The organism is Nocardia sp. JMUB6875 (assembly GCF_041154655.1).
In the GTDB taxonomy this organism is placed as follows: Bacteria; Actinomycetota; Actinomycetes; order Mycobacteriales; family Mycobacteriaceae; genus Nocardia.
On sequence record NZ_BAAFGR010000009.1, the window covers coordinates 26,501 to 46,083 of the forward strand.

Consider the following 19,583-nt stretch of genomic DNA (forward strand, 5'->3'; position numbering starts at 1 on the left):
TCGACGGGATCGCTTGATCCGATGGCAATTAGGTAGCAAACTCAACAATCGGTAGTACGAAGACCACAGCACGCCCGGCGACCGCTAGGAGAGCTCGTGTCCGTCTATCTGTATCGGTGGGGCAGGTTCGCGTATCGGCGCAAGTGGATCGTGCTGCCGATCTGGCTGATCCTGTTCGCGGCGCTCGGCGGGCTCGGGGCCAAGTTGCAGGAGCCGATGAGCAATTCGTTCGACATCCCGAATCTGCCGTCGGAGCGGGCGAACCACATTCTGGACGAGCACTTTCCGGGCATGTCACAGGCATACAAGTTCGACGCGGTCACCGGTGTGTACGTGATCGGCGCGCCCGCGGGCACCCGGCTCACCGATCCGGCCAACAAGGCGGCCGTCGACGGGTTGGTGCAGAAGATCGACGAGTTGGGGATCGTCGATCATGCCAAGCCCCTCGTCGACCCGATCGCGGCAGCCGAACAGATGGGCTGCCTCACCGGCGACCGCGCCTCCCGTGAGTTCGTGAACAAGTGCAGCAACGCCCCATTGAACGTGCTCAACCCCAAGGAGCCCGATACCGTCGCGGTGCTCAGCGTGCCGTTCACCATCAAGGATTTCGGCGCCATCACCGCCGACGACCGCAAGGCCGCCTACGACGTGGCCGACGCCGCCCGCAATGCCGGGCTCACCGTGGAGCTCTCGGGCACCATCGCCATGGAACAGCAGCAGCCCAGCGGTAAATCCGAAATGGTCGGCATGGCCTTCGCGCTGGTGGTCATGATCGTGTCGTTCGGCGCGATCGTGGCGGCCTTCGTGCCGATCATCACCGCCATCGTCGGGCTCGGCGCCGCGACCTCGCTGATCTTCCTGGGCACCTCGGTGATGGAGGTGCCCAGCTTCACCACCTTCCTGGCCTCCATGATCGGCATCGCGCTGTCCATCGACTACGCACTGTTCATCGTGTCCCGCTACAAACACGAACTGTCGGTGCAGGATTCGCCCGCCGAAGCCGCGGGCGTGGCGTTGGGCACCGCGGGCTCGGCCGTGGTGTTCGCCGGTCTGACCGTGATCATCGCCTTGGTCGGGCTGAGCATCGTGGGGGTGCGGTTCCTGACCTTCATGGGCCTGGGTGGCGCGGTGGCGGCCGGATTCGCGGTGCTGGTCGCGCTGACCCTGATGCCCGCGCTGCTCGGCGCGTTCGGCCGCTTCCTGTTCAAGCCGAAGCTGCCGCTCGTCGCCCAGCACGATCCCGAGGACGACACCCAGGTCACCGTCGGCATGCGCGTCGCGCAGCTGATCGGCCGGGTGCCCGTGCTCACCCTGATCCTGAGCATCGTGGTGCTGGGCCTGCTCGCCGCGCCCGCCGCCCACCTGCAGCTCGGTCTGCCGGGCGAGGACAGCCTGCCCAATACCTCCACCGTCCGCAAGGCCTACGAGCTGCGCACCAACGGTTTCGGTGAGGGCAGCAATGGCGTGCTGCAGATCGCGGTCGATCTGTCGAAGGTCGCGCCCGACCAGCGGCAGGCCGCGGTGGACGCGCTGCGCGACAAGCTCGCCGGGTACCCGGACATGAACTACGTGACCGATCCGATCTTCAGCCAGGACGGGGCGGGCGCCCGGCTCGAGGGCGTACCCAAGACCGGGCCCAACAACCAGGACACCAAGGACCTGGTGCGCGATGCCCGCGACGCCGAGTCGCAGTTCCGGGACCGGTACGGCATGGCATACGGAATCACCGGCACCACAGCCATTTACGCGGATATCGACCACGTGCTGCTCGGCAAGATCGTGCCCTATCTGGCCATCGTGGCCGGGGCGGCGTTCCTGCTGCTGATCGCCGTATTCCGTTCCATCCTGGTGCCTTTGACGGCGGCGCTGGGATTCCTGCTGTCCATGGCCGCCACCTTCGGCGCGACGGTGGCGATCTTCCAGGACGGCAAACTCGGCATCGTCGACGAACCGCGGCCGATCATCAGCTTCATGCCGATCATGTTGATCGGCCTGGTCTTCGGGCTCGCCATGGACTACCAGGTGTTCCTGGTGACCCGCATGCGCGAGGAATACGTGCACGGCGAGGAACCCAAGCAGGCCATGATCAAGGGCTACCACCACGGCGCGCGCGTGGTCACCTCCGCGGCCATCATCATGATCTTCGTGTTCGGCTCCTTCATGATGGAACCGGACGTCAGCGCCAAGTCCATGGGCTTCGCGCTCGCGGCGGGCGTCTTCTTCGACGCCTTCCTGGTCCGCATGGTGCTCATCCCGTCGCTGCTGGTGCTCATGGGCAAGTGGGCGTGGTGGATACCGGCCTGGCTGAGCAAGATCGTGCCCGACATCGACGTGGAGGGCGCCCGCCTGCGGGAGATCCAGGAGCGGGAGGCCGCCGCGGGCAAGGAAGAAGTGTTTACAGGTTGACAATGGGAGTTGATTTGTAAAGACTCTGGGCGTTCACGGTCAGGAGAGAGGTGCGCCGATGACCGATCACGCCCGCGTGGCACTCGAGCTGCTGCGCGACAGCAGCCAATTCAAGTGGTACATCATCCCGCTCCTGCTGGTCGTCATCTACGTCTACGCCACCGAGGTCGAGCGCCGGAACTGGAACGTCCTGTTCGCCGGGCTCGCGCTGTGGGGCATGGACCTGTTCAACGAGATCTGGAACTCGCTGGTCTTCCACGCCACCGACCGCGCACCGGTCTGGGGCGCGACCGGGCCGACCGCCTACCAGCTGCTCATCGGCCTGAATATCGAGATCTGCTTCATGTTCGCCATCATGGGTGTGGTGGCCGCGAAGATGTTGCCGCCCAAGGAAACCCGCATCTTCGGACTGCCCAATCGGCCGGTACTGATCGCGGCGAACTCGGCGGCCGCCGTGGGCGTCGAGGTGCTGCTCAACAAGGCCGGTGTGCTGACCTGGGACTGGTCCTGGTGGCAGGCGGACTTCCCGTACCTGATCTGGCTGATCGGCTACGTGCCGTTCTTCGTCGCCTGCTTCTGGGTCCACGACCTGCCGACGGTGCGCTCGAAAGCCCTTGCCGTGGGCGCGATTCTGGGCATCGACGCCCTCGCCGTGATCATTTTCGGAACTCTCGGCTGGTTGTGAATGCGCTATCGATCCACCCGCCGCGGCGTGCTCGCCGCGGTCGCGGGACTCGTCCTGTCCGGTCTCACCCTGAATCCCGTGGCCGCGGCCGATCCGCCGGTCCCGTGCGATCTGCTCGGCACGGTCGGCACGCCGGAACTCGGCGCTGACGACGGCACCGCCGGACTGGAGGCCTTCCCCGCCGCCACCGTCGCGCTGCCCGATCGGGTGTACTTCCGCACCACCGTCGAGACCTTCAACCGGCGCTGGTCCTTCGCGACGCGTGACGGCGCGATCTATGTGAAAGAGGCTGCCGCCCAGGGCGGTTGGCGTGCTCTGCCGCTGCCCGGCTGCCTCGCGGGCCGGATCGGCGGCGTCTCCGCCGATGACGACGAGCTCATGGCTATCGATCGCGACGGCCGGTTCTTCACCCTGGACCACATCCTCGGCGCGCCGCGGGACTGGAACTGGAGCAGCCGCTACGGCACGCCGCTGTGGACCGGATCCGGAAACACCCTGCCCGCGGGCACTCTCGACTGGACCTGGTCGGTGCTCTCGCCCAACGAGGACAAGTTCTGGCGGGACCGGGCGGGCCACGACCACAATGTCGGCGGCGCCAAGGTGTCCCACGTCTTCGCGCTGACCGACGACGGGCGCCGCATCCGCTACGTCGATCCGTGGCTGCCGCGGGATCACAGCTATGAGATGGCCACCCCGGCCGGGGGCCGCTTCCGCGCCGTCTCGCTGTCCACCAGCGGCTCGACCACCCTCGTGGTCAATCGGTCGGGCGATCTCTACACGCGCCTCTACGATTTCGACATCTCCGGCGCGGACAAGGTCTTCTTCCGCTACTCCTACGAGGATCAGCGCGGGCTGCCCGAGGCGCCCGACATGCTCTCCGAACGGATCGATACGCGGTACGCCGCAATTCAACTCCCGGCCCCGGACTGGGTGCGGCAGCCCAAGATTCCCGGCGCGATCACCGATCGCGTCACGGTCCTGAAGACCGGGATCGGCTCCGAGGCAAGGGAATTGCGGGTCGAAGGCAGCCGGGACGGCCGAAACGGTTATTGGACAAAGCGACTCGCGGACGAGCGGTGGGACTTCGTGCCCACCGATCAGCCATTGGCCGGGCGGCCGCTGGAGAACACGGCCGACGATCGTTCGGTGGACCCCACGGTCCCGGTGTCGCCGTACGACTATGGCGGGCAAGGCGATCACTGGTCCGCGACCATCACCGCCTTCGATCCGGCGGTCTCGCCGACACGGCTGGCCCTGGACTTCGGAGACGGCGTCCGGCTGGATCTGATCCTGCACACCGTCGACGGACTGCGGCAGACGCCGCAGGCGAACGGCATCAGCGCGCAGCCGCGCCATTTCGACGGCACCCTGGAGATACCGCCGGACGTGCTGAATTCCCTTGCCGCACAGCCTGCTTCGATTCGCGAATTCCTCACCGCCACCCTGGGCGGCAGGCGATTCACCGATACCGGCGTCACCGTGACCGACGGGGAATTCCGTATCGACGGCCTGGGCGTGTCGCTGAATCGCCTGTAGTGGAACGCTGTCAGAATTCGGCGTGGTCCTCAGGTTCGATGATCTTGAATTCGGTATTCGACGGACCCATTTCGTTCAGCCGACCGAAATAGATGCCCTGTGCCTCGGGGGTGATGATGCCGTAGTGGATGGGGACGGCGACCCGGGGATTCACCGCCCGCAGGTAATCCACCGCCTCGCTGATCCGCATCCACGGTGCGACCGCCGGAATGGCGAGCACGCCCACCGGGGTCGGCGGCACCCACAGGGAATCGCCGGGGTGCACGAGTTGTGCGGGATCGTCGGGGGTGCCGAGCTGGAAAACGGTGTTGTCGATGACCGGAAGATCGGGATGGATCACCGCGTGCCGGCCGCCGCCACCGGTCACCTGGATATCTCCGACTTTAAGGACATTTCCGGCATGGACGGCTTCCCAGGGCTCGCCCCGCTGCAGCGCGGTCTGCGGATCCGACAGCAGCCGGGCCTGCGGATTCGCCTCGATCAGCGCGGCGATCCGATTCGGGTCGATGTGATCGGGATGCTGATGGGTGACGGCGATGGCGTCCAATCCGGTGATGCCCTCGAAACCGTGCGAAAAGGTGCCGGGATCGAACAGAACCCGGACGCCGTTCATCTCCACGAGAATGCAGGAATGTCCGAAATGGGCTATGCGCATATGGCAACCGTAGCTCCGTCCAAGCCATTGTCGCCGGACTCTCGCCATCCTTGGAGGTTCCACTGTGTCCGGGGCCACAACGGCCTTGCCCCGGCGACGTGGGCCCGCGCCGCGCCAACTACGCTGAGCAGCACAACACGCCCGGCCGTCGCAGTCGCCGGGCGCCGCCCCACCAGCTGAGGAGCAACGCGTGGCACGTGTCGTGGTCGAGGTGATGCCGAAGGCCGAGATCCTGGATCCGCAGGGACAAGCCATTGTCGGCGCGCTGGGGCGTCTCGGGCACCCCGGGATCTCGGATGTGCGGCAGGGCAAGCGGTTCGAGCTCGATGTCGATGACAATGTCACCGACGCCGATCTCGAGCAGATCGCCGAATCGCTGCTGGCCAATGTCGTGATCGAGGACTGGAAGGTCGTCCGGCTGTGAGCGCCCGCATCGGTGTCATCACCTTCCCGGGCACGCTCGACGACGTCGACGCCGCCCGCGCGGTGAAACTGGCCGGAGCCGAAGCCGTTTCGCTGTGGCACGCCGATGCCGACATCAAGAATGTCGACGCGGTCGTCGTCCCCGGCGGCTTCTCCTACGGCGACTACCTGCGCGCCGGCGCCATCGCCTCGATGGCCCCGGTCATGGGCGAGGTCATCAAGGCCGCCGAGGGCGGCATGCCGATCCTGGGCATCTGCAACGGTTTCCAGATCCTGTGCGAGGCGGGCCTGCTGCCGGGCGCGCTGACCCGCAACGAGGGCCTGCACTTCGTCTGCCGCGATCAGTGGCTGACCGTCGAGCAGACCGATACCGCCTGGTCCTCGCGCTACGAGAAGGGCGCGCAGATCCTGGTTCCGGTCAAGAACGCCGAGGGCCGCTACCAGGCCTCCGCCCAGGTGCTCGACGAGCTCGAGGGCGAGGGCCGCGTGGTGTTCCGCTACGCCGGCGGCAACCCGAACGGTTCGCAGCGCGATATCGCGGGCATCACCTCGGCCAACCGCCGCGTGGTGGGCCTGATGCCGCATCCGGAGCACGCCACCGAGCCGCTCACCGGCCCCAGCGATGACGGCCTGGGCCTGTTCCTGTCCGTGCTGGACAGCCTGGTCTCCGCGTAACCCGGTAACTCAGATTCCGTCCAGAATCTCGAAGTCGACTCCGCCCGCCCTGGCCAGCCAGGTCGGGCGGATCGCTTGATTGCCCTCGAAACCGACCTCACCCCACGGGGTTTCGATGACCGGCCGGTCCGCGACCGCCCGCTGGATCTGCCGCACGTCCAATGATCCGGCCAGCTCGGCCATCCCGCGCAGCGTGTGAATGGCCTCGTAGCTGGTATTGCTGAAGTTGGTCAGCGTGGGCGCGAACCAGCCGTGCAGCTTGTGATAGCGGTCCAGCCGCTCTCGATCGTGCGGCCCGTTCACGAAGAATCCGGAGGGCACGAACAGATTGTGGTTCGCGCCGCCGCCCGCCGCCAGCAGCACGTTCTCGTCCACCGCCGGACTCACCCGCACCTGGTGATCCGACCGGCCGGTCCGCGAGAATTGCAGGTTGAAGCGCGCGACATCCGCGCCGACCAGCAGCACGATGATGCCGTCGGCCTGATCCAGCAGCGGGTCGTCGAGAAAACGCCGGAAATCGCGGGTGCCCATGGGTACGAACATCTCCAGCGGAATCAGCTCCGGATCCAGCAGCGTGGCCCGCACGGCCTGCGCGGTGCGCCGCGGCCAGACGTAGTCGTTGCCGATGATCGCCCAGCGCCGCGCCTCGAAGGATCGGTGCAGCCAGTCCAGCGCGGGCAGGATCTGGTGTTTCGGATCCGCGCCGATCATGAAAAGCCCGTCCGGAGCGGACTCCAGGCCCTCGTGGTCGGTGGCGAAGAGATACGGCACCCGACCGGCCGTCACCTGTTCCACCGCCCGCCGCACCGCCGAGGTGTGCCAACCCGTCACCGCGTGCACCATGCCCGTGGCCAGCAGCGCGGCGACTTCCCCCGCCACCACGCCGGGTTCCCGCCCGCCGTCAATGTGCGTGACGCGCAATTCTCTTCCCAGAATTCCGGAACCGGAGTTGATTTCTTCCAACGCCAGAGAAATGGCCGCCTCACAGGACGGTGCGAAGATACCGCCGGGCCCCTGCTGCGGCACTATGTTGATGATCTCGATAGTGTTCTCGGGATTCCCGTCGAACGGGGACATGGGCTAACCTTCCCCTCGTTCAAGCGGTTTTCTGACGGGCGGGAAATATGGCGACAATTCTAGGTGGATTTTCCACCTTGCATGGAGCCCTCCGAGCGGCCGAGCGGAGTTGGCTTCGTCACCTGGACGCCGCACTGTGTGCCAGGCGGCTCACCGCCGACCAATGGTGCATGCTCACCAATCTATCCGCTGACGTCGGCATCACCATGAGTGAACTGGCCACCCGCGCCCAGCTGCCCCCGTCCTCGGCCACCCGCCACGCCGACCATCTCGCCGAGCGCGGGCTGATCTTCCGGGTCGCCGCCGCCGACGACCGCCGCCGCATTCTGATCGGCCTGAGCCGCCGCGGCGAGGAGCTGGTCGCCGAGGTGCGCTGCGAGGAGGCGCGGGCCGAGGCCGAGCTGCGCCGCAGCCTCGGCAGCGACGATTATCTGGAACTGGTGCGCCTGCTGGGCCGGGTTGCCGGAGCGCCGCTGCCCGACTGAAGCGTGGTTGCTTAGGATCGGGGCATGCCCGTTGCCGAGACCACCGCGACCGCCGCCGGCCTGTGTGAATTCATCGACGCGTCGCCGTCGCCCTTCCATGTCTGCCGCACTGTCGCAGCGGAACTCGACGATCACGGTTTCACCCGGCTCTCCGAATCGGCCCCGTGGCCGTCCAGTAGCGCGGGCCGCTATTACGTGGTGCGCGGCGGGTCCTTGGTGGCGTGGGCCGATGGCGGGCCGGGCGCGCCGACCGGATTCCGGGTCGGGCAGGCCACGCCCTTCCGGGTCGTCGGGGCCCACACCGACAGCCCCAATCTGCGCGTGAAGCAGCATCCGGACCTGGCCGTGGCGGGCTGGCAGCTGGTCGGGCTGGAACCCTACGGCGGCGCCTGGCTGAACTCGTGGCTGGATCGGGATCTGGGCATCTCCGGGCGGCTGTCGCTGCGCGACGGAAACGTGGTGCGGGAGCGGCTGATTCGCATCGACGAGCCGATCCTGCGGGTGCCGCAGCTGGCCATCCATCTGTCCGAGGATCGACGCGGGGTGCAGCTGGATCCGCAGCGGCACGTGAACGCGGTGTGGGGGATCGGCGGCGAGCCGCGCTCGTTCATGGCCTTCATCGCCGAACGCTCCGGCATCGAACCCGACGCGGTGCTCGGCTGGGAGCTGATGACCCATGATCTGGTGCCGTCCAAGCTGATCGGGCGCGAACTGGATCTGATCAGCGCGCCCCGGCTCGACAATCAGGGCACCTGCTACGCGGGCCTGCGCGCCTTCCTCGCCGCCATCACCGAACCCGGCGCGGCGGTGCCGGTGCTGGCCATGTTCGACCACGAGGAGGTCGGCAGCCAGTCCGACCGCGGCGCCCAATCCGGGCTGCTGCCCACGGTTTTGGAGCGCATCGTGCTGACCCGGGGCGGCGGGCGCGCCGAATACCTGGCGGCGCTGGCGGGTTCGGTGTGCGCCTCGGGCGATATGGCGCACGCGACGCATCCGAACTACCCGGAGCGGCACGAGCCCGCGCACCGCATCGAGGTGAACGGCGGGCCGGTGCTCAAGGTCAATCAGAACCTGCGCTATGCCACCGACGCGACGGGCGCGGGTGCCTTCGCGCTGGCCTGCGCCCAGGCGAACGTGCCGCTGCAGCGCTACGTTCACCGGGCAGATCTGCCGTGCGGGTCCACCATCGGCCCGATGACCGCGGCCAATACCGGCATGCCGACGGTGGATGTCGGCGCGGCCCAGCTGGCCATGCACTCGGCGCGCGAAATGATGGGCGCGGCAGACGTTCCCGCCTACGCCGCGGCGCTGGCGGCGTTCCTGACGCCGGAGATCGTGCGCTGAATCGAGGGTGCGGGGCGACGCCGACGGGTGTGTGGGTCAAGCCCCCGCGACGTCTTGCTCTGCCGGGTCCTGATGCGGGTGATAGCTCAGTACGGCGACCACGAACAGGGCGAAGGTGAACAGCACATAGCTATTGCCCAGGAGTTGCTGCCACCAGTTCCAGGTGAGTTCGCGGTCCGCGTTGTGGGGGAGCAGCCACATCGGGCCGACGGCGAACATGACCACCGCGAAACCCACCGCGCCCAGGAACCACGGATTGCGGCGGCCCCGGGCGATCGCGTCGGCGGCCACCAGCAGCGCGGGCGCCACCCACACCCAATGGTGCGACCACGAGACCGGCGAAACCAGCAGCACCGCAGCGGCATTCACCATCAGGGCGGCCGCCTGCGCGCCCTCGTCCAGCAGGCGCTTCATCCACACCGCGGCCAGGCCGACGGCGATCACCGACAGCACCAGCCACAGCAGCGTGGCGACCGAGGTGGAGAAGCCCAGCCGGAACACGAAACCCTTGATCGACTGATTGCCCGCGTACCAGGGCGGACCGATGCGGCCGGTGTCGGCGAGAGTGTGGAACCAGTACTGCGGCGAATCGTGCGGGAAGATCACGAAACCCACGGCCACCGCGCCGATGGCGGACAGCACCAGGGTGATCGCGCCCTTCCAGTCCTTGCGCAGCAGGAAGTAGAGCAGGTAGCCGCCGGGGGTCAGCTTCACCGACACCGCGATGCCGATCAGCATGCCGCGCGGCCAGAAGGTCTTGCGCGCCAGGCAATCCAGCGCCACCGCCGCCATCAGGACCAGGTTGATCTGCCCGAATCCGTAGGTCTCGCGGATCGGCTCCAGCAGCTGGGTCAGCGCCACCGCGCCGATGACCAGCGCGATCCGGGTCTGCCAGGCCAGGCTCGGGCGCAGCAGCTCCAGCACCAGCCACAGCGTCACGCCGAGCGAGGCGATGGACACGATGAGCACCGCCCATTCGGCGACCGCCAGCGGCATGACGGCCAGCGGCGCGAAGAACAGCGCGGCCAGCGGGGGATAGGTGAACGGCAGCCCGATCCCGTAGACCGCGGGCATCGGCCCGTACAGGTCCTTGTCGTCCAGCCAGGCCCGCGCACCGTTCCGATACACCTGTAGATCGATGTATCCGTGCCACTTGGTCACCAGGCTGACCACCGCCGACACCGCGAACAGCGCAATCGCCAGAGCCAGCAGTTCCTTCTGCCGTCGCGTCAGCCCTCCAGGAGTGGACACTGGCTTCTCGGTCTGATCCGCGACACCGGATCGATCGTTCACCGCCACAGAGTAGCTCCCGGACCTGCCCGCGCCCTCAACGCACGGCCGGGGCGCCGCCGCCGGTCACGCGCACGGTCAGTGGCCTCTACCACACCGGGAGGCGGGGTAAAGAGTTGAAATCGCTGGCAATTAGACTCCCTTCATATATTTCGCCGACATCCAGCAACGCGGGCAATCGCTTCCGACCTGCCCGGCCGAAAGGACTCTGGTATTCCCGTGACCAGCCACGTCGATACCGTCAGCAACGCCGCGGCCACCTCGGACCACCCGCAGCCCTACAAGGAACTCGGCCTCAAGGATGACGAGTACGCCCGGATCAAGGAGATCCTCGGGCGGCGTCCCACCGACGCCGAGCTCGCCATGTACTCGGTGATGTGGTCGGAGCACTGCTCGTACAAGTCGTCCAAGGTGCACCTGCGCTACTTCGGTGAGACCACCACCGAGGAGATGAAGAAGTCGATGCTGGCGGGCATCGGCGAGAACGCGGGTGTGGTGGACATCGGCGGCGGCTGGGCGGTCACCTTCAAGGTCGAATCGCACAACCACCCCTCGTATGTCGAGCCCTACCAGGGTGCGGCCACCGGCGTCGGCGGCATCGTCCGCGACATCATGGCGATGGGCGCGCGCCCGATCGCGGTCATGGACCAGCTGCGCTTCGGCGCGGCCGACCACCCGGACACCCGGCGCGTGGTCGACGGTGTGGTGCGCGGCGTCGGCGGCTACGGCAATTCGCTGGGCCTGCCCAATGTCGGCGGCGAGACCGTGTTCGACCCGTCCTACCAGGGCAATCCGCTCGTCAACGCGCTCTGCGCGGGCGTCATGCGGGTCGAGGACCTGCACCTGGCCTTCGCCTCCGGCCAGGGCAACAAGATCATTCTGTTCGGCGCGCGCACCGGCCTCGACGGCATCGGCGGCGTGTCCGTGCTCGCCTCGGACACCTTCTCCGGCGACGAATCCGGTTCCGGCCGTAAGAAGCTCCCGAGCGTCCAGGTCGGCGACCCGTTCGCCGAGAAGGTCCTCATCGAGTGCTGTCTCGAGCTGTACCACGCCGGACTGGTGGTGGGCATCCAGGACCTCGGCGGCGCCGGACTGTCGTGCGCCACTTCCGAACTCGCCGCGGCCGGTGACGGCGGCATGCTCATCGACCTGGACCAGGTCCCGCTGCGCGCCGCGAACATGACTGCCGCCGAGATCCTTTCGAGCGAGTCGCAGGAGCGCATGTGCGCGGTCGTCACGCCCGAGAACGTGGACGCCTTCATGGCGGTCTGCGAGAAGTGGGACGTCAACGCCAATGTCATCGGTGAGGTCACCGACGGCGATCGCCTGGTCATCACCTGGCACGGCGAGACGGTCGTGGACGTGCCGCCGCGAACCGTCGCCCACCAGGGCCCGGTCTACGAGCGGCCGGTCGAGCGGCCCGCGGATCAGGATGCGCTGAACGCGGATTCGGCCGCCCGCCTGAACCGTCCCAAGACCGGTGACGAACTGCGCGCCACCCTGCTGAAGATGCTGGCCAGCCCGCAGCTGTGCTCGCGCAAGTGGATTACCGAGCAGTACGACCGCTACGTGCGCGGCAACACCGTGCTGGCCGAGAACGCCGACGCCGGTGTCATCCGCATCGACGAGGAGACCGGCCGCGGCATCGCGCTGGCCACCGACGCCTCGGGCCGCTACACCAAGCTCGACCCGTACACGGGCGCGCAGCTGGCGCTGGCCGAGGCCTTCCGCAATGTCGCCGTCACCGGCGCCACCCCGAAGGCCGTCACCAACTGCCTGAACTTCGGCTCGCCGGAGGATCCGGGCGTCATGTGGCAGTTCCAGCAGGCCGTGCGCGGTCTCGCGGACGGCTGTGCGGCGCTGGGCATTCCGGTCACCGGCGGCAACGTCTCCTTCTACAACCAGACCGGCCAGACCGCCATCCTGCCCACTCCGGTGGTCGGCGTGCTGGGCGTCATCGACGATGTGCACCGCCGCATCCCGACCGGCCTGGGCACCGAGCCGGGCGAGACCCTCATCCTGCTCGGCGAGACCCGCGACGAGCTGGACGGCTCCATCTGGTCGCAGGTCGAGCACGACCACCTCGGCGGCCTGCCGCCCAAGGTCGACTTCGCCCGCGAGCAGCTGATCGCCGAGATCCTGGTCTCCGGTTCGCGCGACGGCATGGTCTCCGCCGCCCACGACATCTCCGAGGGCGGCCTCATCCAGACCGTCGTGGAGGCCGCGCTGGCCGGCGAAACCGCCTGCCGCATCATCCTTCCCGAGGGCGCCGACCCGTTCGTCACCCTCTTCTCCGAGTCCGCCGGCCGCGTCCTGGTGGCCGTGCCGCGCTCGGAGGAGACCCGCTTCACCAAGATGTGCGACGCCCGCGGCCTGCCGTGGGTCCGCATCGGCGTGGTCGACGACGGCTCGGATTCGGTCGAGGTGCAGGGCCAGTTCAGCGTGCAGCTGGACGAGCTGCGCGCCGCCCACGAGGGCACCCTCCCCGCCCTCTTCGGAAACTCCGACCACTGAACCGCTTCGGCCGATAGGCCGTGGACATAACGAGAGCCCGCCGGACCCCTCGATCCGGCGGGCTCTCGTCGTCTCCGCGGTATGGCTCGCGGGACAGGTCAGTTGATTTTGAACGGGTCGTGTTCGGCCATCAGCTTTTCCATGCGGGCCTCGTCGATGCGGCTGTGCACCTTCGAGGATTCGTGTTGATCGCGAATCACTTTGGCGAGGGTGAAGCTGCTGCTGACCAGGAAAAGGGTTGCCATCAGCAGGAATCCGCGCTGCCAGATGTCGAGGGGGAGGTAGATGATGCCGATGACCAAGGAGGCGAAGCTGATTCCGAAGGCGATCATGGCCTGAGCCAGAAACGCGGTGGTGCTCTTGGTTTGTGCGCTCGGGGTGCTCATGGGTACCGAGTCTCGTGGCGGCGTGGCGAAATCGACCGGGTACAACTACTCGAGTGCGGTGGGTAGATGTCGTCGGCGACGCGCCGGGGTGATGGCCCCTGTCACAGACGGGGGTCCCCGGATTCCGGCCGGTTGCGTCCATACTTGACGGGTGCTGGACACCGCCGAGGCTATGACACGGTTGCGCACTCGCGGCACCGTGCTCTACGCGCACGGCGTGGTGGCCTTTCGGAAGCTGTTCCGGCGCGGCTGGGGTCGCAAGATCGCGGTGTTCGCGCGTCGGGTCGAGGACGTCATCGATCTCAATCACACCGGGCTGGTGGTGGCGACCATCTTCTTCGCGTGGTCGGTGACGCCGTCACTGGTGCCGCGCGACTGGCTGTTCCAAGGTCTGATCTCCGGCATCAACGCGGCCATCGGATACGGCGTCGGATGTGTGCTGCAGTGGCTGTTCCGCAAGTGGATTCGGCCGCGGATCAAGCTCGGGTCGCCGCCGGAATGGGCGCGGTACCTGGTGAAGGTCATCGTCGTGGTGGGGTGCATCCTGGTCGCGGGCCGCATGCTGGTGCTGTCCGCCGACTGGCAGCGGGAGATCACCGGCCTCATGGGCATGGAGGGCACCACCCGCGCCGCGTATCTGCGTACGGGCGGGCTGAGTTTCGTGGTCGGTGCGCTGGTGGTGGCCGTCTTCCGGACGCTGCGGTCGGCCGTGCGGTTCCTGGCGTGGCTGCTCAGCCGCTGGGTGAAGGTGCCGCCGACGTTCGCGCCCGCCGCCGGGGCGCTGGTGCTGACCGTGCTCATCGTGACCCTGTTCAACGGTGTCGCCACCCGGGCCTTCTTCGCGGTCGCCAACTCGGCGTTCAGTGTGCGCAACGACAAGATGACCGAATACGCCGTGCAGCCGACGAAACCCGAACGCTCGGGCAGTCCGGCCTCGCTGGCGAGATGGGAGACGCTCGGTTCCGAAGGGCGCTGGTTCGTTTCGCACGGGCCCGATCCGATGCTGATCAGCGCCGTCACCAAAAAGCCCGCGCGCGAACCGATCCGGGTGTACGTGGGGCTGCAGTCGGCGACCGCGGACACGACCGAGGAGGAGTTGGCGGTCGCCGAGCTCGAGCGCACCGGGGCCTTCGATCGGAAGGTGCTGGTGCTGGCCACCACCACCGGGACCGGATGGGTGAACGGGGAGGCGGCCGCCGCGCTCGAATACATGTGGGGCGGGGATACCGCGATCGTGGCCTCGCAGTACTCGTATCTGCCCAGCGTGCTGTCGTTTCTGGCGGACCGTCAGAAGGTCGCGATCAACGGTAAGAAGATGTTCGACGCCGTGTACGCGCACTGGGTGCAGCGGCCGCCCGAGCATCGGCCGAAGTTGCTGGTGTACGGCGAATCCCTGGGGTCGCAGGGCTCCGAATCGGCCTTCGACGGGCTGGCCGATCTGCGGTCGAAGGTGGACGGCGCGCTGTGGGTGGGGCCGCCCAACTCGAATCGGCTGTGGCAGCAGTTCGTTCAGCGCCGGGATCCGGGGACGCGGGAGGTGGATCCCATCTATGCCGACGGGCTGGTGGTTCGATTCGCGGCCACCGCATCGGATTTGGGCAGGCCGTCGGCTGATTGGCGCAAGCCGCGCATCGCGTACCTGCAGCATCCTTCCGATCCGATCGTCTGGTGGTCCTCGGATCTCATCTTCTCGCAACCGGATTGGCTGTCCGAGCCGCGCGGTGCGGACGTCTCGCCGCAGATGCGGTGGTGGCCGTTCGTGACGTTCTGGCAGGTGGTCGCGGATCTGACCAATGCTCAGGGCGTCAGCGATGGGCACGGACACCGGTACGGGTCGCTGGTACTCGACGGCTGGGCCGCCATTGCCGCGCCGCCGGATTGGGATCAGGATCTGGCCGAGCGCATCCGGACCCAGATCGAGCTCGCGGAGGCCTACGAGCGGGCGGTCAAGTAGTGGTTCGCGTGGCGGTGAAAGCGCTGGTGGCCGCAGTCCTTCCGCCGCTGTGGAGCAATCGCGTCCTGCCCGCGCTCGGGCTCGATATCCGCGGCCGCACCGCGGCCAATACCGGCTTCGCCGCGGCGTACACGCTCGTGTTCCGGGGAGCGCCGAACTGGTTGTCGCCGCGTGGGTTACGGGCCGGGGCGATCGCGGCGGGACTGGTGGTCTCCGGATACGCTGCGGCGCTGGCCGTTCCGGCCACCCGGCGCCACCTGGCCGGACTCGACGATCGCGGTCCGGCCGTGCATACCGTCGAATGGACCGCGCTGCACATTCCCGGCGGCACGGTACTCACCGAGGAACTGGTCTACCGGTCGACGCTGACCCCGTTGCTGGAGCAGGCCGCCGGTGCGGCCGGAACCGGTCTGGGCGCCTTCGTCTTCGGCCTCTCCCACATCCAACCCGCCCGCGCCGCAGCCGATCCCATTGCCGCGACGGTCGCCATCACCGGCATCGCGGGGCTGGTCTTCGACCGCCTGCGCCGCGACACCGGCAGCGCCACCGCCCCGGCCCTGCTGCACCTGGCCCTGAATGCCGGTGGCGCGCTGGCTCCGCGCCTGGCCCGCCGTCTCGTCGGTGGGCGGCGGTAGCCTCGCGGCATGGCGCGACGAGGTGCGGTGGATCCGGCGGAGGTGCGGGCGGCGGTGGCCGCGGTGGGGGAGTGGTTGCGGGATGACACCGTGGCGAAGCCCGCGCGGGCCGAGGTCGCGGCGGCGGTGCGGGGAACCGTGCGGGCGTTGGCGGCGGATGCGCCGGGGCATTCGGTGGAGGTGCGGGTGCCGCCGTTCGTGGCCGTGCAGTGCATCGAGGGGCCGCGGCATACGCGGGGGACGCCGCCGAATGTGGTCGAGACCGATGCGCGGACCTGGCTGTTGCTGGCCACGGGGCTGCTCGGGTTCGAGGACGCGGTGGAGTCCGGGGCGTTGAGCGCCTCCGGCAGCCGCGCGGGTGAGGTCGCGCGCTGGCTGCCGGTCGTGCCGCTGTGAGCTAGGCGTCGGTGGGCTTGGCGTGCTTGCCGGTGTCGGCGGTCTCGACCGGCTTGCGCTCCAAGCCCTTCCGGTCGTAGAAGCGGGTGATCCCAAGCCCGAACACCACGCCGATCGCCAGCCCGAGGACCGCCATCCAGACGCCGCGGGTCAGGCCCGCCTGGCCGTTGCCGTAGAAGTACAGGATCGAGCGGGTGCCCAGGAACACCTGGTGCATGGGCTCGAATCGGGCCAGCCAGCCGAAGTACTTGGGGGTGGCCTCGATCGGGATGGTGCCGCCCGAGGAGGGCAGGCCCAGGATGATGAAGACGATCAGGTTGATGATCAGGCCGGCGGTACCGATCGCGGCCAGGGTCGCGGTGCAGGTGAAGCCGACGGCGATCATGACGAGCGCGCCGTAGAGGAACAGCAACAGCGGCTTGTCGATAGGCATGCCCAGCGCCGCGCCGATGCCCTCCAGCGCGCCGGAGACCACGATCGACATGACCACGACGGCAGACCATTTGATGAGCAGCGTCTTGGTGCGCGAGATCGACGCGCGCGGATAGTGCACGTACCAGGGACCCCACTCGGTCGGCAGGAAGCCCAGCGCCGAGTCGATGAGCTGATGGATGATCATCGCGCCGACCATGCCGACCAGCAGGAGCAGCAGACTGTAGAAGAAAGCGGTCAGGCCCTCGCCGGAACCGCCGGGCAGCGGCCGGAATTCGGCCGTCACGATGTTCAGCGGCTGGGCCAGCACCAGGCGGGTGGCCGCGGAGAGTTCGGTCGGGGGCGCGCCGGGCGGCGGCGTCAGCTGCTTCTTCACCGTCTCGGTCAGCTGCTGCCCGACCTGCGCGTTCACCTGGGTGAGCGCTTTATCGCCGAACTTCTGCACCACCGCGGTCGCGAACGCGCCGGTGCGCGGATTGGTCTGGAGGGTGATCTCCGGCTTGGCGATGTCGCCGGGCACCACGCTGCCGACGCCGAGAATGCCCAGGCGCTTGGAGAAGTCGCTGGGAATGATGATGGTGCCGTACACCCGTGCCGACTGCATCTGCAGCTGCGCCTCGTTGATGCCGAGCACCCGCAGATCGATCTGATCCGACGGCACGGCCTTGCGCAGTCCCTCGGTGACCTGATCGCCGAAGTTGACGTGCTGGACCTGATCGCCGTTCTTGATGTCGTCGCCGACATCCTGGTTCACCAGCGCGATCGGGAAATCGTGCAGGTTCTTCTCCGGATCGACCACGTAGTCGAGGTACATGACGCCCAGCAACGAGGCCAGCAGGGTGACCACGACGATCGGGAAAGCCCACCTGAACGGGCTCAGATGCCTACGTCGCGGACTCGATTCCGCACCGGGGGTGCTTTCCGTGGTCGCCACGGTCGAACGCTAACAGCAAACCCCCTGCCATCCCGGTTATCCCAACGGTGGGTTGCCTTGCGGTTACCCGTAGAATGGCTCACGCCCCCCGCCCGCCGAACAGGGAGCAAACGGTGTCTCTCCCCTCCGCTGCCACCACCCACGACCAGGACGAGAACGAACCGCGCGAAGAGTGCGGTGTGTTCGGTGTCTGGGCCCCGGGCGAGGATGTGGCCAAGCTCACGTACTACGGACTCTACGCATTGCAGCACCGCGGTCAGGAGGCGGCGGGCATCGCCGTCGCCGACGGCTCGCAGGTGCTGGTCTTCAAGGATCTGGGCCTGGTGAGCCAGGTCTTCGACGAGCAGACCCTGGCCGCCATGCCCGGGCACGTCGCCGTCGGCCACTGCCGCTACTCCACCACCGGGTCCACCACCTGGGAGAACGCCCAGCCGATCTTCCGCACCACCGCGGTCGGTACCGGACTCGCGTTGGGCCACAATGGAAATCTGGTCAATACCGCCGAATTGAGCGCTCGGGCACGGGAACTCGGACTGGTCACCGGCCGCCTCGCGGGCACCGTGGCCGCGACCTCCGACTCCGACGTGATCACCGCGCTGCTCGCGCACGCGGCCGCCGACAAGAGCATCGAGCAGGCGGCCATGGAGCTGCTGCCGACGCTGCGCGGCGCGTTCTGTCTCACCTTCATGGACGAGCACACGCTGTACGCGGCGCGCGATCCGCACGGGGTGCGCCCACTATGCCTGGGCCGCCTGGATCGCGGCTGGGTGGTTGCCAGTGAGACCGCCGCCCTCGACATCGTCGGCGCGTCCTTCGTGCGCGAGATCGAGCCGGGCGAACTGCTGGCGATCGACGCCGACGGGGTGCGCTCGCTGCGCTTCGCCAACCCGACCCCCAAGGGCTGCGTCTTCGAGTACGTCTACCTGGCCCGCCCCGACTCCACCATCTCCGGCCGCTCGGTGCACGCCACCCGCGTCGAGATCGGCCGCCGCCTGGCCGCCGAGCACCCGATCGAGGCCGATCTGGTCATCCCGGTGCCCGAGTCCGGTACCCCGGCCGCGGTCGGCTACGCCCAGGGTTCGGGCGTGCCCTACGGCCAGGGCCTGATGAAGAACGCCTACGTGGGCCGCACCTTCATCCAGCCCAGCCAGACCATCCGCCAGCTCGGAATCCGGTTGAAGCTCAACCCGCTTCGCGAGGTCATCCGCGGCAAGCGGCTGATCGTGGTGGACGACTCCATCGTGCGCGGCAATACTCAGCGCGCCCTGATCCGCATGCTGCGGGAGGCGGGCGCGCTGGAGATCCACGTGCGGATCGCCTCCCCGCCGGTCAAGTGGCCCTGCTTCTACGGCATCGACTTCGCCTCGCGCGCGGAGTTGATCGCCAATGGCGCGGGCCCCGACGGCATCGCGGGCGAGAGCCTCGACGACATGGTGGAGGGCGTGCGCCGCTCCATCGGCGCGGACAGCCTCGGCTACATCTCCCTCGACAGCATGATCGCCGCCACCGAGCAGCCCCGCTCGCGCCTGTGCTGCGCCTGCTTCGACGGCGACTACCCGATCGCGCTGCCCGTGGAGACGGCCATCGGCAAGAACGTGCTCGAGGGCATGCTCACCGGCGCCACCGAGTCGGAGCTGCTGGCGGATAATGCCAATGCCTCGGCCCTGAGCCGCCCGTAGCCGCAAGAACTTTCAGTGCCCGTCCGCGTAATCGCGGGCGGGCACTGCGCTTTTCCCGGTCATTTGCGGGAAATATG

The 19,583-nt window shown here is 68.0% G+C and carries 17 protein-coding genes; 12 read left to right on the forward strand and 5 right to left on the reverse strand.

The annotated features are described in order from the left end of the window. The first annotated feature begins 96 nt into the window (after window positions 1-96). From ACAM49_RS03945 to ACAM49_RS03955, 3 genes are read left to right on the forward strand one after another with little or no spacing between them, the layout of a single operon-like run. Window positions 97-2,406 carry an MMPL family transporter gene (locus tag ACAM49_RS03945; protein WP_369634074.1) on the forward strand — a complete coding sequence of 770 codons (2,310 nt, stop codon included), beginning with the start codon at window positions 97-99 and terminating at the stop codon, window positions 2,404-2,406. 58 nt (window positions 2,407-2,464) lie between these two features. Further along, a complete protein-coding gene (locus ACAM49_RS03950) occupies window positions 2,465-3,091 on the forward strand; it encodes a hypothetical protein (RefSeq protein ID WP_369634075.1) in 627 nt (208 codons plus the stop codon). Further along, entirely contained in the window at window positions 3,092-4,627 is a 1,536-nt protein-coding gene (locus ACAM49_RS03955; RefSeq protein WP_369634076.1) for a hypothetical protein, read from the forward strand. A 10-nt stretch (window positions 4,628-4,637) separates the two neighbouring features. Here ACAM49_RS03955 and ACAM49_RS03960 read toward each other — a convergent pair whose 3' ends face one another. Then, a complete protein-coding gene (locus tag ACAM49_RS03960) occupies window positions 4,638-5,282 on the reverse strand; it encodes an MBL fold metallo-hydrolase (RefSeq protein WP_369634077.1) in 645 nt (214 codons plus the stop codon). A 190-nt stretch (window positions 5,283-5,472) separates the two neighbouring features. Here ACAM49_RS03960 and purS point away from each other — a divergent pair, with 190 nt between their 5' ends. Further along, window positions 5,473-5,706 (forward strand): phosphoribosylformylglycinamidine synthase subunit PurS, encoded by a 234-nt coding sequence (purS, locus tag ACAM49_RS03965; RefSeq protein ID WP_040803258.1) that lies wholly within the window; start codon window positions 5,473-5,475, stop codon window positions 5,704-5,706. After that, the gene (gene purQ, locus ACAM49_RS03970; RefSeq protein ID WP_369634078.1) at window positions 5,703-6,380 is read left to right on the forward strand and encodes a phosphoribosylformylglycinamidine synthase subunit PurQ; all 678 of its coding nucleotides are present in this window, start codon (window positions 5,703-5,705) and stop codon (window positions 6,378-6,380) included. The genes purS and purQ overlap by 4 nt, the downstream gene beginning before the upstream one ends. Window positions 6,381-6,389: 9 nt before the next feature. Here purQ and ACAM49_RS03975 read toward each other — a convergent pair whose 3' ends face one another. After that, entirely contained in the window at window positions 6,390-7,457 is a 1,068-nt protein-coding gene (locus ACAM49_RS03975; RefSeq protein ID WP_369634079.1) for a substrate-binding domain-containing protein, read from the reverse strand. A 47-nt stretch (window positions 7,458-7,504) separates the two neighbouring features. On the opposite strand from ACAM49_RS03975, the gene ACAM49_RS03980 reads away from it, so the two are divergent. Then, complete coding sequence (locus ACAM49_RS03980) at window positions 7,505-7,942, forward strand: MarR family winged helix-turn-helix transcriptional regulator (RefSeq protein WP_369634080.1); 438 nt, start codon at window positions 7,505-7,507, stop codon at window positions 7,940-7,942. 24 nt (window positions 7,943-7,966) lie between these two features. Further along, window positions 7,967-9,286 (forward strand): M18 family aminopeptidase, encoded by a 1,320-nt coding sequence (locus ACAM49_RS03985; RefSeq protein ID WP_369634081.1) that lies wholly within the window; start codon window positions 7,967-7,969, stop codon window positions 9,284-9,286. Between the two features lie 36 nt (window positions 9,287-9,322). Here the strand turns inward: ACAM49_RS03985 and ACAM49_RS03990 are convergent, their stop codons facing one another. Further along, window positions 9,323-10,579: a glycosyltransferase 87 family protein gene (locus ACAM49_RS03990; protein WP_369634082.1), complete on the reverse strand. Its 1,257-nt coding sequence runs from the start codon at window positions 10,577-10,579 to the stop codon at window positions 9,323-9,325. Window positions 10,580-10,795: 216 nt separating this feature from the next. Here ACAM49_RS03990 and purL point away from each other — a divergent pair, with 216 nt between their 5' ends. After that, window positions 10,796-13,090 (forward strand): phosphoribosylformylglycinamidine synthase subunit PurL, encoded by a 2,295-nt coding sequence (purL, locus tag ACAM49_RS03995; protein ID WP_369634083.1) that lies wholly within the window; start codon window positions 10,796-10,798, stop codon window positions 13,088-13,090. A 98-nt stretch (window positions 13,091-13,188) separates the two neighbouring features. Here the strand turns inward: purL and ACAM49_RS04000 are convergent, their stop codons facing one another. Further along, window positions 13,189-13,476 carry a YiaA/YiaB family inner membrane protein gene (locus tag ACAM49_RS04000; RefSeq protein ID WP_369634084.1) on the reverse strand — a complete coding sequence of 96 codons (288 nt, stop codon included), beginning with the start codon at window positions 13,474-13,476 and terminating at the stop codon, window positions 13,189-13,191. A gap of 151 nt (window positions 13,477-13,627) precedes the next feature. Between ACAM49_RS04000 and ACAM49_RS04005 the strand changes: the two genes are divergently transcribed. From ACAM49_RS04005 to ACAM49_RS04015, 3 genes are read left to right on the forward strand one after another with little or no spacing between them, the layout of a single operon-like run. Beyond that, complete coding sequence (locus ACAM49_RS04005) at window positions 13,628-15,430, forward strand: alpha/beta hydrolase (RefSeq protein ID WP_369634085.1); 1,803 nt, start codon at window positions 13,628-13,630, stop codon at window positions 15,428-15,430. An 8-nt stretch (window positions 15,431-15,438) separates the two neighbouring features. Then, a complete protein-coding gene (locus tag ACAM49_RS04010; RefSeq protein ID WP_369634086.1) occupies window positions 15,439-16,065 on the forward strand; it encodes a CPBP family glutamic-type intramembrane protease in 627 nt (208 codons plus the stop codon). A 9-nt stretch (window positions 16,066-16,074) separates the two neighbouring features. After that, window positions 16,075-16,461 (forward strand): sterol carrier family protein, encoded by a 387-nt coding sequence (locus tag ACAM49_RS04015; RefSeq protein ID WP_369634087.1) that lies wholly within the window; start codon window positions 16,075-16,077, stop codon window positions 16,459-16,461. 1 nt (window position 16,462) lies between these two features. Here ACAM49_RS04015 and ACAM49_RS04020 read toward each other — a convergent pair whose 3' ends face one another. Beyond that, entirely contained in the window at window positions 16,463-17,827 is a 1,365-nt protein-coding gene (locus ACAM49_RS04020; protein WP_369634088.1) for a YhgE/Pip domain-containing protein, read from the reverse strand. A gap of 113 nt (window positions 17,828-17,940) precedes the next feature. Here ACAM49_RS04020 and purF point away from each other — a divergent pair, with 113 nt between their 5' ends. After that, a complete protein-coding gene (gene purF, locus ACAM49_RS04025) occupies window positions 17,941-19,506 on the forward strand; it encodes an amidophosphoribosyltransferase (RefSeq protein ID WP_369634089.1) in 1,566 nt (521 codons plus the stop codon). Window positions 19,507-19,583: the final 77 nt, after the last annotated feature.

Excerpts from the sequence above, each read along its gene's own strand:
- ACAM49_RS03950 (WP_369634075.1), top strand. The coding sequence starts at position 2,465 with ATGACCGATCACGCCCGCGTGGCACTCGAGCTGCTGCGCGACAGCAGC.
- ACAM49_RS03955 (WP_369634076.1), top strand. The coding sequence starts at position 3,092 with ATGCGCTATCGATCCACCCGCCGCGGCGTGCTCGCCGCGGTCGCGGGA.
- ACAM49_RS03960 (WP_369634077.1), bottom strand. The coding sequence starts at position 5,282 with ATGCGCATAGCCCATTTCGGACATTCCTGCATTCTCGTGGAGATGAAC.
- ACAM49_RS03975 (WP_369634079.1), bottom strand. The coding sequence starts at position 7,457 with ATGTCCCCGTTCGACGGGAATCCCGAGAACACTATCGAGATCATCAAC.
- ACAM49_RS03980 (WP_369634080.1), top strand. The coding sequence starts at position 7,505 with ATGGCGACAATTCTAGGTGGATTTTCCACCTTGCATGGAGCCCTCCGA.
- ACAM49_RS03985 (WP_369634081.1), top strand. The coding sequence starts at position 7,967 with ATGCCCGTTGCCGAGACCACCGCGACCGCCGCCGGCCTGTGTGAATTC.
- ACAM49_RS04000 (WP_369634084.1), bottom strand. The coding sequence starts at position 13,476 with ATGAGCACCCCGAGCGCACAAACCAAGAGCACCACCGCGTTTCTGGCT.
- ACAM49_RS04015 (WP_369634087.1), top strand. The coding sequence starts at position 16,075 with ATGGCGCGACGAGGTGCGGTGGATCCGGCGGAGGTGCGGGCGGCGGTG.